This is a genomic window from Marinobacterium sp. xm-d-564, from assembly GCF_013283345.1.
Lineage (GTDB): Bacteria > Pseudomonadota > Gammaproteobacteria > Pseudomonadales > Balneatricaceae > Marinobacterium_E.
The window spans coordinates 95,864-108,452 of sequence record NZ_WBYO01000001.1; the positions used below are offsets into that span (position 1 = coordinate 95,864).

The 12,589-nt window shown below is 50.4% G+C and carries 12 protein-coding genes and 1 tRNA gene; 9 read left to right on the top strand and 4 right to left on the bottom strand.

The window, feature by feature from the left end; translation table 11 throughout:
• Nucleotides 1-112: 112 nt before the first annotated feature.
• Entirely contained in the window at nucleotides 113-1,945 is a 1,833-nt protein-coding gene (rpoD, locus tag XMD564_RS00530) for an RNA polymerase sigma factor RpoD (protein WP_173506589.1), read from the top strand.
• A gap of 62 nt (nucleotides 1,946-2,007) precedes the next feature.
• Nucleotides 2,008-2,084, top strand: a tRNA-Ile gene (locus XMD564_RS00535).
• Between the two features lie 636 nt (nucleotides 2,085-2,720).
• On the opposite strand, the gene XMD564_RS00540 is transcribed toward XMD564_RS00535, so the two are convergent.
• The gene (locus XMD564_RS00540; protein WP_173507631.1) at nucleotides 2,721-3,074 is read right to left on the bottom strand and encodes a DUF4148 domain-containing protein; all 354 of its coding nucleotides are present in this window, start codon (nucleotides 3,072-3,074) and stop codon (nucleotides 2,721-2,723) included.
• Nucleotides 3,075-3,177: 103 nt separating this feature from the next.
• A complete protein-coding gene (locus XMD564_RS11535) occupies nucleotides 3,178-3,513 on the bottom strand; it encodes a prepilin-type N-terminal cleavage/methylation domain-containing protein (RefSeq protein WP_371740227.1) in 336 nt (111 codons plus the stop codon).
• Nucleotides 3,514-3,783: 270 nt separating this feature from the next.
• Between XMD564_RS11535 and pilB the strand changes: the two genes are divergently transcribed.
• The 6 genes from pilB to yacG all read left to right on the top strand — a co-directional run bounded on the left by pilB (nucleotide 3,784) and on the right by yacG (nucleotide 9,820).
• Nucleotides 3,784-5,499, top strand: a complete 1,716-nt coding sequence (pilB, locus tag XMD564_RS00550; RefSeq protein ID WP_173507632.1) for a type IV-A pilus assembly ATPase PilB — start codon at nucleotides 3,784-3,786, stop codon at nucleotides 5,497-5,499.
• A 36-nt stretch (nucleotides 5,500-5,535) separates the two neighbouring features.
• Nucleotides 5,536-6,783, top strand: coding sequence for a type II secretion system F family protein (locus XMD564_RS00555; protein WP_173507633.1), 1,248 nt, complete (start codon nucleotides 5,536-5,538; stop codon nucleotides 6,781-6,783).
• A gap of 577 nt (nucleotides 6,784-7,360) precedes the next feature.
• The gene (gene argJ / locus XMD564_RS00560; RefSeq protein ID WP_173483367.1) at nucleotides 7,361-8,575 is read left to right on the top strand and encodes a bifunctional glutamate N-acetyltransferase/amino-acid acetyltransferase ArgJ; all 1,215 of its coding nucleotides are present in this window, start codon (nucleotides 7,361-7,363) and stop codon (nucleotides 8,573-8,575) included.
• A 21-nt stretch (nucleotides 8,576-8,596) separates the two neighbouring features.
• Nucleotides 8,597-8,995, top strand: coding sequence for an 8-oxo-dGTP diphosphatase MutT (mutT, locus tag XMD564_RS00565; RefSeq protein ID WP_173507634.1), 399 nt, complete (start codon nucleotides 8,597-8,599; stop codon nucleotides 8,993-8,995).
• Entirely contained in the window at nucleotides 8,995-9,597 is a 603-nt protein-coding gene (gene coaE / locus XMD564_RS00570; RefSeq protein ID WP_173507635.1) for a dephospho-CoA kinase, read from the top strand. Before mutT ends, coaE begins: the two co-directional genes overlap by 1 nt.
• A 16-nt stretch (nucleotides 9,598-9,613) precedes the next feature.
• Nucleotides 9,614-9,820: a DNA gyrase inhibitor YacG gene (gene yacG / locus XMD564_RS00575; protein ID WP_173480423.1), complete on the top strand. Its 207-nt coding sequence runs from the start codon at nucleotides 9,614-9,616 to the stop codon at nucleotides 9,818-9,820.
• A gap of 548 nt (nucleotides 9,821-10,368) precedes the next feature.
• Here the strand turns inward: yacG and nadC are convergent.
• Nucleotides 10,369-11,208 carry a carboxylating nicotinate-nucleotide diphosphorylase gene (gene nadC / locus XMD564_RS00580; protein ID WP_173480425.1) on the bottom strand — a complete coding sequence of 280 codons (840 nt, stop codon included), beginning with the start codon at nucleotides 11,206-11,208 and terminating at the stop codon, nucleotides 10,369-10,371.
• Nucleotides 11,209-11,309: 101 nt separating this feature from the next.
• On the opposite strand from nadC, the gene ampD reads away from it, so the two are divergent.
• The gene (gene ampD / locus XMD564_RS00585; RefSeq protein WP_173483942.1) at nucleotides 11,310-11,864 is read left to right on the top strand and encodes a 1,6-anhydro-N-acetylmuramyl-L-alanine amidase AmpD; all 555 of its coding nucleotides are present in this window, start codon (nucleotides 11,310-11,312) and stop codon (nucleotides 11,862-11,864) included.
• Here the strand turns inward: ampD and XMD564_RS00590 are convergent.
• Nucleotides 11,857-12,573 (bottom strand): 16S rRNA (uracil(1498)-N(3))-methyltransferase, encoded by a 717-nt coding sequence (locus XMD564_RS00590; protein WP_173494719.1) that lies wholly within the window; start codon nucleotides 12,571-12,573, stop codon nucleotides 11,857-11,859. The genes ampD and XMD564_RS00590 overlap by 8 nt on opposite strands.
• Between the last annotated feature and the right edge of the window lie 16 nt (nucleotides 12,574-12,589).

Sequence of the window (12,589 nt, forward strand, 5' to 3'; positions counted from 1 at the left end):
ATTAATAACCCTGCCGTTAATCCGTCTTTAACTGGCAGAGGTTGAACTTTTTAGCTATACTTCGGCGCTTGCAATTTTTGCGCGCCCAACGTGGCTAGACACAGGATTTTAAATGTCTGACAACACTGAACAGCAGCAATCACGCCTTAAGGAACTTATCGCTAAAGGTAAGGAACAGGGCTATTTGACCTACGCTGAGGTGAACGATCACCTCCCTGAAGATATCGCCGATCCCGATCAGGTAGAAGATATCATCCGCATGATCAATGACATGGGTATCTCCGTGTCTGAAGTTGCGCCGGATGCTGAAACGCTTCTTATGACCGACGGTGATGCAGGTGACGATACTGACGAAGAGGCGGTTGCCGCTCTTGCTGCAGTGGAGTCGGATGCCGGTCGTACTACCGATCCCGTGCGCATGTACATGCGTGAGATGGGTACCGTTGAGCTGCTGACTCGTGAAGGCGAGATCGAAATTGCGAAACGTATTGAAGAGGGTATCCGTGGTGTCATGGGGGCGCTTGCTCAGTTCCCAGGCAGTGTTGCCTTGGTGCTTGATGCCTACAAAACGACCGTTGAAGAGGAGGGTCGTTTAAGCGATTTGTTCAGCGGTTACATCGATCCTGATGCTGAAATCGCCAATAACAATCCTATTCCTGAAGAGGAGGAGGTTGAAGACGCAGACGATGATTCGGATGACGACGACAGCAACGATGATGATTCAGAAAAGGATCGTGGTCCAGACCCAGAAGAGGCTGCTGAACGTTTCGGTGCCATCGAAGAGGCTCTGGCTAAACTGATTAAAGCAGAGAGCAAAGGTCGTGATTCATCAGCATTTGGTGCAGCCCTTGAAGAGCTAGCACTGGTGTTTGCTCCCGTTAAACTGTCTCCACGCTACTACGATATGTTGGTTAGCCGTGTTCGTGGCTACATCGATCGTATCCGTACACAAGAGCGCAACATAATGCGTATGTGTACTCAGAAGTGCCGTATGCCGCGTGATCAGTTCATTAAAACCTTCCCAGGTAATGAAACTAATCCTGATTACTTCGATGATCTCGTTAAAGCGGGTAAGCCATACTCTGATGCGATCTCAGCAAGCCTAGATGATCTTAAACGTGCACAGCGTCGTCTGGTTGCCGTTGAAGAGGAGCTAAACATTGATCTAACCGAGATCAAAGAGGTTAACCGTCAGTTATCGATCGGCGAAGCGCGTTCACGTCGCGCGAAGAAAGAGATGGTTGAAGCCAACTTACGTCTGGTTATCTCGATCGCTAAGAAGTACACCAACCGTGGTCTGCAGTTCTTGGATCTGATCCAAGAGGGTAATATCGGCTTGATGAAGGCGGTTGATAAGTTTGAATACCGTCGTGGTTACAAGTTCTCGACCTACGCGACCTGGTGGATCCGTCAGGCGATCACTCGTTCGATTGCCGACCAAGCACGTACTATCCGTATTCCAGTTCACATGATCGAGACGATCAACAAACTGAACCGTATCTCGCGTCAAATGCTGCAAGAGATGGGTCGCGAAGCGACACCGGAAGAGCTGGCAGAGCGTATGGAGATGCCGGAAGATAAGATCCGTAAAGTATTGAAGATCGCGAAAGAGCCGATCTCGATGGAGACTCCAATCGGTGACGACGAAGATTCGAGCCTAGGTGACTTTATCGAAGATACAACGATGGACTCACCGATCGATTCAGCAACGGGTGAAGGCCTACGTGAATCGACGCGTGCTGTCTTGGCGGGTCTAACCGCTCGTGAAGCAAAAGTACTTCGTATGCGCTTTGGTATCGACATGAATACTGACCACACTCTAGAAGAGGTGGGTAAGCAGTTCGACGTAACACGTGAGCGTATTCGTCAGATCGAAGCGAAAGCACTACGCAAGCTTCGTCATCCAAGTCGTTCCGACCACCTGCGTGGTTTCATCGACGAATAAATCTTTGATTTATAAGTTATTGCGCCCATAAAACCAGCTAGGTATTATGGGCGCGCTTCTTAGGGCCCATAGCTCAGTTGGTTAGAGCGCTCGACTCATAATCGATCGGTCGCAGGTTCAAGTCCTGCTGGGCCCACCACTTCCTCTAGCTCCAACGGCGATCCTCCAATCTCGATAGTGCCGGTGACTGGCTTCAGCCTGTCATCCGCAGGCAGAATTTAATGCCTATCTGGAAAACACCGGTATAGCAGATGTCAGGCTAAAGCCAGACACCGGTGCTAATAGCTAGATTCATACAAAAAATAATCGCGGCCTTTTCAAGACCGCTCCAACAGTGCCTGTTTCTAATCTCGTGCCAATTTGTCCACGTCCGATCGAGAGTGAGTACGATGGTTTTTCACGGTTAAGAGTTCAATCGGCTGAGGCCCGGATGGCCGAAGTCTGCAACGGAGGCAGGAGCCGACTTAGTGCCATGGAAGGCATGTATTCCGTTAATGCAGGAGCAATTAACGGTTTGCAGTGTCCTATTGGACTTCAGTGAAAAAGCATTGAACGGAGCGTGCCGCAGGCCGAGTGAGCGTGGTCAGTTTTTGCTTACTTTTTTCTGACAAAAAAGTAAGGCTGGTCGCCTTTAGGCGAGTAGAAAGCTTTTGATCTAGCTTTTAGCTCTGGTGACTGGCTTTAGCCTGTCATCTGCTATATCGGTGTTTTCCAGATTGTCTGAGAGTCTAACAGCGGATGACAGGCTGAAGGCCTGTCACCGATGATGCTTCATCTATCGGCTACAAATCGCCCCACCAATCTGTACCCACTCATCATCGTTTTGAATCTGCAGTACATCAAACACCTGCACTTCGGCGGGTTTGATGTCGTAGCGGGTCAGTAGTTGGCAGACGCGTTCTGCGTCGTTATTACGATTTTGGCCGTTGGGTAGAACGCCTACCCCTAAGATATGCCCCTTATCCCACCAGACAGGGCGTGCCGGGAAGGTGGTGTCTTTAGCGAGCTCCGCCTCAACTTGTGCACGAGTCTGTGGTGATACTTCTGGCTTGCCACTCTCAATGTAGTAGGTAACGGCAGCGGCTAAGATAATCAAAATAAGCAGGGTAAGACGCTTGTAGCTTTTCAAGGGGAGACCTCATTTATCAGTTGAGGCGCAGTTTAGTATGAGGGGAGGGGAAGAACAACTCGACAAAAGAAAAAGGCCGCTGATGCGGCCTTTAAAATTATTATTAGCTGCCAGAAAGGCTGCAATTTCCTGCTGTTGTACAGGTCACAGTAGCTCCTGGTTCAGTGGTTATTGAAAAACCTGGCGCTGAAACTGTGTCGTTAGAGATGGAACCTGTGCATGACCACCCTGTGATAGAAGTAGGTAACGCCTCAGAAGCAGCTTCTGCGACCACGCGTTGGTTAGCAAGAGCTTTTGCTTCACTTAAACAAGCGCCATTTCTAGAGTCATCAACATATTCATTATAAGCCGGCAACGCGATCGCAGCCAAAATACCGATGATCGCTACTACGATCATCAATTCGATTAGGGTGAAGCCCTTTTGTGTTTTCTTCATCATAAGAAACTCTCCAGTGAGTTAACTATTAATTAAATTAAGCGGTACATCCCTTGTGCCACTTGAACCCTCCCTGAGGGCTTCTCAATCCGTTACCTTTAAAGTAGACCAGATTTGGGAAGTTCCAAGTAAAAAAGTAAAAAAAATGCCAAAAAATTTTAAAAATACTGATTTAACTCACTTTTTTATCTTTAAACGTGCAGGTTTTCGATATCTTTGCCATAGTTAAGATAGTTAATAGAGAATTTTTGACCCATTATTTAGGAATCTTCTGTGCAGGCATCGAGTAACTTAAGCGGTTTAGCGAAGCGGTTGGTTAGTGACGGTGTGTTTACAGCCGAGACTGCGCAACAGGCTCTGCTTAAAGCGCGTGCCGAGCAACGCTCGTTTATCTCTTACCTGATTGCCAATCGTGTTATCAGTGCCCGTCGTGCCGCCAGTGCTGCATCTGAAGAGTTTGGTCTGCCGGTATTGGATCTAGATGCGATCCCATTAGATGTAATCCCTAAAGATGTGGTCGATTCTAAGGTGATTGTTCGCCACCACGCACTGCCGCTGATGAAGCGTAATTCTCGTCTCTATGTGGCGATCTCGGATCCGACCAATATCAAAGCTCTTGATGAGATGCGCTTTACTAGCGGTCTTCCGACCGAAGCGATATTGGTGGAAGAGGATAAGCTGACTCGTAAGATCGAGATGGTACTCGATTCCGAGGACAGTTCTGCCTCCCTTGGCGATCTGGGTGATAGTGACTTAGATAACCTCGAAGTGAGCGATACGGAGCTGCCGAAAGAGGAGAGCAGTGCCGAGGATGCCGCATCCGATGCGCCAATTGTTCGCTTTATCAATAAGATTCTGTTGGATGCCATTAATGGTGGTGCGTCCGATATTCACTTTGAGCCCTACGAGAAGAGCTACCGTGTCCGTTCGCGCATCGATGGTATTTTACAAGAGGTCAGCTCGCCGCCTAGAAACCTGGCAGCGCGCCTCTCTGCCCGTCTTAAGGTGATGTCTAATATGGATATTGCTGAGCGCCGTGTGCCGCAAGATGGTCGTATCAAGTTAAAGATCTCGGCTAAACGCTCGATCGATTTTCGTGTGAATAGCCTTCCGACTTTATGGGGCGAGAAGATCGTACTGCGTATCCTGGATCCCTCCAGTGCCAAGATGGGCGTTGACGCACTGGGTTTTGAGCCAGGTCAGCGTGAGCTCTACCTAGATACTCTGGCTCGTCCTCAAGGTATGGTGCTGGTGACCGGTCCAACTGGCTCGGGTAAAACAGTGACGCTCTATACCGGTTTGAACATCCTTAATGAAGAGGAGCGAAATATCTCCACCGCGGAGGATCCGGTCGAGATCAACATGGATGGGATCAATCAGGTCCATGTGAACCCGAAAGTGGGTTTAACCTTTGCCGAAGCGCTGCGCGCCTTCCTGCGTCAGGACCCTGATGTCGTCATGGTCGGTGAGATTCGTGATTTGGAGACGGCCGAGATCGCGATTAAAGCGGCTCAGACCGGCCACATGGTGTTATCGACCTTGCACACCAACTCGGCACCAGAGACACTGACGCGTCTACGTAACATGGGGGTCGCATCGTTCAATATCGCCACCTCAGCTACTTTGATTATTGCGCAGCGTCTGGCACGTCGACTCTGCACCGGCTGTAAAAAGCAGACCGATATCCCACATGAGACTCTATTAGAGCAGGGCTTTGAGGAGTCGCAACTGGCTGATTTGCATCTGTTTGAGCATAACCCAGAGGGTTGTTCGCGCTGTAACCGTGGTTACCGGGGGCGTGTCGGTATCTATGAGATGCTCGAAGTGACGCCGGCGGTGGCTGAGTGCATTATGGAGAATGGCTCGTCGCTCGACATCCTTGAGGTGGCGAAACGTGAAGGCTTTGCTACGCTTAGGACAGCAGGACTTAAAAAGGTTGCTGAGGGACTGACCAGTCTCGAAGAGATGAACCGCGTTATTAAGAACTGATCATTAATGCTTAATTATTTGATAGAAGTACTCTGAATGGCGAAGACCGCAACGCGAAAAAAATACAAAGAGCCAAAAATTCTGACCTTTGCTTGGACCGGTAAAGATAAAGCTGGTAACAAAAGTAAAGGGACCGTTGATGCGTTGACGCTCTCTGAAGCGAAGATCCAGTTGCGTAAGCAGGGGATCAACTACGACAAGGTCAAAAAACAGAGCGTTTCGATCTTCTCCAACAAAGATAAACCGATTAAACCGATCGATATTGCCTTTTTCACACGTCAAATGGCCACTATGATGCGCTCGGGCGTTCCGCTGTTACAGGGTTTGGATATCGTCGGTCAGGGTGCTGAGAAGGCGAAACTGAAGAAACTGATTTACGATATTCGTGCGGATGTGAATGGTGGCTCGGACCTGTCCACTGCCTTGTCTCGTTTCCCGCAATATTTTGATGATCTCTACGTCTCCTTGGTCGCTGCTGGTGAGCAGTCGGGTTCCCTAGAGGCGATGCTGGATCGCTTGGCACTCTACAAAGAGAAGAGTGAAGCGCTTAAAGCCAAGATCAAAAAAGCACTGACCTACCCAACCGCGGTTATTGTGGTCGGTCTTCTAGTAACCGCGATTCTGTTGGTTAAAGTGGTGCCGGTGTTTGAGGATGTCTTCGGCAGCTTCGGTGCCGACTTGCCCGCCTTTACTAAGTTCGTTGTTAATCTCTCTGAGATCGCGCAAAGTTATTGGCTCTATGTGCTGGGCCTGCTGTTTGTCGGTGGCTACTTCTTCCGGCGCGGCATGATCCATTCGAAGAAATTCAGAGACTCCGTCGAACGAACCAGTCTTAAAATCCCAGTGATCGGGGGTATTCTCTATAACGCAGCGGTTGCTCGATTTGCCCGGACACTGGCGACGACGTTCTCGGCGGGTGTGCCGTTGGTGCAGGCTCTTGAGTCCTGTGCGGGTGCCGCCGGTAACGTGGTGTTCCACGATGCCATCATGCAGATCCGCAACGGTATAGCGGCCGGCCAATCCCTGAAAAATGCGATCAATATGACCGGTGTATTCCCCGTGATGACTGTTCAGATGGTTGCTATCGGTGAAGAGGCCGGTTCACTCGACTCCATGCTCGATAAAGTCGCCGAGTTCTTTGAAGCGTCCGTCGATAATGCCGTCGATAACCTATCCAGCCTGTTAGAACCGCTGATCATGGTGGTGCTAGGTACACTTGTCGGTGGATTGGTGATCGCCATGTACCTACCGATCTTCCAGCTTGGGCAGGTTGTTGGGGGATAATCATTGGGGCCGGTGACTGGCCTTCAGCCTGTCATCCGCTGGTAGACTTTACTGCCTATCTGGAAAACACCGATAAAGCAGATGACAGGCTTAAGCCAGTCACTGGTGTTTTTAGATAATTCTAATGAATACTAATCGCGGCCTTTTCAAGACCGCTCCAACATTGCCTGATTTGAATCTCGTGCCAGTCGTCCCCGTCCGACTGAGAACGAGCACGGTGCTCTTTTTCGTTAAGACGTTGAAAGGATCGAGCCCCGGATGGGCGAGAGTTTCAGCGCCTGCACGGAGCAGGCTCTGAAATGTGCCTTTCGATGTTAGAAAAAGAGTATCGCGCGCAGTGTGCCGAAGGCCGAAGGAGCGGGGTGTGTTTGATCCACAGGATGTGGTGAATGCCGAAAGTGCAGGAGCACACTTTCGGCCCTGCTTCTTCTTTGCTCACACAAAGAAGAAGGCTAGCCGACGCCAGTCGGATAGATTGCCCTTGATCTTCCCAAAACAACAACACAAAAATAGTTAGCTGGCACAGATCAAACCCATTAAAATAATGGCCTATTATTTTAACTCCGAGGTACTCTCCATGGCTGTCGGTCCTGACACTCTTCCTACGCTTCACCCTGTTGCAGGTTTCAAAATTGGTATTGCCAGTGCGGGCATTAAGAAGCCTGGGCGTCGCGATATTGTGGTGATGGAGTTTCCAGAGAGTGCGTCAGTAGCGGGCGTATTCACCAAAAATGCTTTCTGTGCGGCGCCTGTCCATTTAGCGAAAGCCAATATGGCGAAGGGTCAGGTGCGTTACTTGGTCACTAATACTGGGAATGCGAATGCCGGTACCGGTGAGCAGGGGATGGCGGATGCTAAAGCGGTCTGTGCTGAGCTTGCACAGCGCGCGGGTGTTGCCGAGTCTCAGGTGATGCCCTACTCAACGGGCGTGATCGGTGAGCCTCTGCCTGTCGATAAGATCGTTGGTGCATTAGATGCGGCATTAGCCGATCTTAAAGAGGACAACTGGTTGGATGCCGCTTGGGGCATTATGACGACTGATACTCGTGCTAAAGCGGCGTCTGAGCAGATCGAAGTGGATGGTAAAACCATTACGATTACCGGCATCTCCAAAGGTGCAGGGATGATCATGCCAAACATGGCGACAATGCTGGGCTATGTGGCGACTGATGCCGAGATTGATCAGGTCTTGTTGCAGTCGTGGATGAGTGCTGCGACGGAACGATCCTTTAACCGCATCACTGTCGATGGCGACACCTCGACAAATGATAGCTGTACTCTGGTTGCGACGGGTGCTTCTGGGGTTCGAATAGAGGCGGACAGCGCTGCAGCAACGGCCTTTGTTGAAGCCTTTAACCGTATTATGTTGCAACTCGCTCAGTTGATTGTGCGTGATGGCGAGGGCGCAACGAAGTTTGTTGAGATCCGTGTCGACTCGGCTGAAACGTCAAAAGAGGCGTTGGATGTTGCTTACACCATTGCTCATTCGCCACTGGTGAAAACCGCTCTATTCGCCAGTGACCCTAACTGGGGCCGTATCTTGGCCTGTGTGGGTCGTGCCGGCATTGAAAACCTTGATCTGGACGCGCTGCAAATCTACTTAGGCGATGTCTGCATTGTCGAGAAAGGTGGTCGAGCGGCCAGCTACACCGAAGAGCAGGGGCAGGCTGTGATGAATGAGGAGGATATTCTGATTCACGTGGTGCTCAACCGAGGTAGTGCGAGCGAGACGGTTTGGACGACTGACCTATCGAAAGAGTATGTGTCGATCAATGCCGACTACCGTTCATAAGAGACTGTTCAAATAATCGCTATGAAACAGATACTGGTTGCCGCTGCCGCAATACTGAATCCACAAGGCCAACTGCTGATTGCCAAGCGCCCCGATGATAAACACCAGGGCGGGCTTTGGGAGTTTCCGGGCGGTAAGGTAGAGGCCGAAGAGTCGGTTGAGACAGCACTTAAGCGTGAACTGCTAGAAGAGATCGGTATTGAGATTGTGAAGTGTGAGCCTCTGGTCCGCATTGAGCACGACTACAGTGATAAATCTGTGGTCTTAGATGTCTGGGTGGTCAGCTCATTCAGTGGCGAGGCTTCCGGTTTAGAAGGCCAACCCATTGAGTGGATCAACCCTGTTGAGATGGACTCCTACCAATTTCCAGAAGCAAATCTGCCGATTATCGCCGCACTGAAAACGAGATTGGGCCTCTAATGCCTCCGTTTATTTTGGGGCTAACTGGCGGCATAGCCAGCGGTAAAACGGCCGCCGCTGATCGTTTAGAGTCCCTAGGTGCGACACTTGTGGATACCGATCTTATTTCGCGCGAAGTGGTGGAGACTGGTCAGCCGGCGCTGACTCAGATTGAACAGCACTTTGGGCCTGAAGTGATTCAAGATGATGGCCAGTTGAATCGTGCGGCACTGCGTGAGAGGGTCTTTAAAGATCCTAATGAGCGTCAGTGGTTAGAGGCTTTGTTGCACCCACTGATTCGTCAAACCACTATGGAACGTGCCTTAAACGCCGAGACCCCAATCGCGTTGGTGGTTGTACCCTTGCTGTTTGAGAGCGGGCACTACCAAGAGATTGATGCATCGCTAGTGATCGATGTGCCGGTCGAGGTACAACGACAGCGAACCTTGAGTCGTGACGGTGTCAGTGAAGCTCAAGTCGATTCGATTCTTGCCGCTCAGATGGATCGTCAATCTCGAATTGATCGGGCCGATTATGTGATCAGCAATACCGGCACCCTGGATGAGCTTTATTCTCAGGTGGATGCGCTCTATCATCAGCTGACCACTCAACAAACGACATAATCCGACAGGAGCCCTTGTGAAAGTTAAATGCCCCACCTGCGAAAAAAAGGTCGAGTACTCCACCGAAAACAAGTACCGCCCATTCTGTTCAGAGCGCTGTAAGTTGATTGACCTAGGCGAGTGGGCAAGCGAGGGATACAAGGTCGCGACTCAGCCGGATATTGAGGATTTCAGTTCGGGTATGAGTCCTGAAGAGTTTGAACATACACCGACTCGGCATTGAGTTTGTTGGCAAACTCATTTAAAGCCAGAACTTTCTAATCGCCTAAAGGCGATCAACCTTACTTTTTGGTCAGCAAAAAGTAAGCAAAAACTGACCACGCTCACTCGGCCTGCGGCACGCTCCGTTCAATGATTTTTCACTGAAGTCCAATAGGACACTGCAAACCGTTAATTGCTCCTGCATTAACGGAATACATGCCTTCCATGGCAATAAGTCGGCTCCTGCCTCCGTTGCAGACTTCGGCCATCCGAGCCTCAGCCGATTGAACTCTTAACCGTGAAAAACCATCGTACTCACTCTCGATCGGACGTGGACGAATCGGCACGAGATTTGTATCTGTCACTTTGTTGGAGCGGTCTTGAAAAGGCCGCGATTGGTATGCAATAAAATTTTTTAAAAAACACCAGTGACTGGCTTCAGCCTGTCATCTGCTTTATCGGTTTTTTTCAGATAGGTAATAAATTCTAACGGCGGATGACAGGCTGAAGCCAGTCACCGGCACTATCGCGACCTCTGCGAGATCGCTCCTACGATATTACTTATCTGAACTAGACCAACCGCATTGATAGATCAATCGCGCGGCAGTGCTTGGTGAGCGCGCCAATCGAGATGTAATCAACGCCGGTTTCGGCGTAACTCACCAGGGTGTCGTCGGTGATGTTGCCGGACGCTTCCAGTTTGGCTCTGCCATCAACCAAGGCAACCGCTTCGCGCATCTGATCGGGAGTGAAGTTATCGAGCATGATGATGTCTGCACCCGCTTCTAGGGCTTGGTTTAACTCGTCAAAGCTTTCGACTTCGACTTCCACCGGTTTGCCTGGGTGGTTGGACTTGGCTTGTGAGATGGCGGATTCAATGCCGCCGGCCGCTAGAATGTGATTCTCTTTGATTAGAAACGCATCAAACAGACCGATGCGGTGGTTGTAGCAACCGCCGCAGGTGACGGCGTACTTCTGTGCCAAACGCAGCCCCGGAAGTGTCTTGCGCGTATCTAAGAGTTTAACTGGGGTGTTGGCGACCTTGTCAGAGTACTGTTTGGCGAGGGTGGCAGTGCCTGATAACGTTTGAAGGAAGTTCAGTGCTGCGCGCTCTCCGGTCAATAGGCTTCTGGCCGAACCTTTTAGAGTGAAGAGCAGTGTGTTCGGTGCGACGGAGTCCCCATCTGCCACTTTCCAATCTACCTCTACGGTCGGATCGACCTGCTTAAAGACCTCATTGACCCAAGCACTGCCGGCAATCACCGCTTGATCGCGTGAGATGATCTCGGCTTTGGCCTGCTGGCTCTCTGGGATCAATTCCGCCGTGATGTCACCTGTACTGACGTCCTCTTCAATTGCAAGACGGACATTCGCTTCAATGGTGGGCTTTAGGGTTTCTAGCGTTAGCATCGACAGGGACTCTTCGGGTAATATGATTTAAGCAGGTATTGTACGTGATCTTACCTGCATCGCCACTGTTAGCGGGGTTCAATTTGTCAGTTAGTTTCAGTATCGATCAGCCTTCAGGCCGGCTCATAGGCGCCGACTGGATCGCCTCGCCCAATTGTAATGAGCGACCTAGTGATGAGATCTCACTGTTGGTGATTCATAACATCAGCCTGCCTCCAGGACAGTTTAATACTCAGGCGGTAGAGCGCTTCTTTTGTAATGAGTTGGACTGCAGCGAGCACCCCTACTACCAACAGATAGAGGGGTTAGAGGTCTCTGCCCATCTGCTTATAGAGCGGACGGGGCGTGTGGTTCAGTTTGTACCATTTAACAAGCGTGCATGGCATGCGGGGCAGTCCAGTTTTGATGGACGCGAACAGTGTAATGATTTCTCGATTGGCATTGAATTGGAAGGGAGCGATGATCAACCCTTTACCGATCAGCAGTACGACCAATTGGTTCAGATCACTGAGCAACTGCTGACCCACTACCCGCTGATTACCCCACACCGAATCACCGGCCATAGTGATATTGCGCCGGGACGTAAAACCGATCCGGGTCCCTGTTTCGATTGGGATCGTTATTTAAACGCCCTTGGATCTCTGCCAGCTAACTAATGGGAAACAGTCGCGACAGTAACACGGGCACAGCAGTCTCGACCCGTAAAATCCGCTCCCCAAGGTGAATAGCCTCTAGCCCCTGTTGCTGCATCAGATCGACTTCGTAAGGGATAAATCCGCCTTCAGGACCGACTGCTATCAATGTCTCTTTATCTGATGGTTCAGGGCAGAGTGAAGCGTTGTAGGGGTGGGCGATCAGTGCGCGTTTCCCATTAACCAGCGCTGGCAGTTCATCCTCAACAAAGGGTTTAAATCGTTTACGGATATGCACTTTGGGCAGTTTTGTGTCGCCAGCTTGCTCTAGACCCAGAATCAGATGTTCGCGGATCGAGTCTTCTGACAGGACAGGCGTTGACCAGTAGCTCTTATCGACGCGATAGGCGTTGATCAGGTAGATCTCTTTTACCCCCATGGCGGCTAGGGTTTGAAAGGTCCGTTTCAACATTTTTGGACGGGGTAGGGCCAGTAGTAGAGTCGCTGGCAGTGGTTTGGGGGGCTTTTTTTGAAGGTCAACCTTAAGGGATACCGACTCAGAATCGATCTGATCCACTCTGGCTGAGCCAATCAGTCCATTCAGTTCGCCAGCTCTTAGGGTGTCGCCGACCTCTAGTTTTTGTACTTCAAGCATGTGGCGGTGACGACGGTCACTGATGCGCACCTCAGTTGAGGAGGTGAAATCCTCTTTTTCTAGAATCAGTAAATTCACATTAAGCCCTGACAAA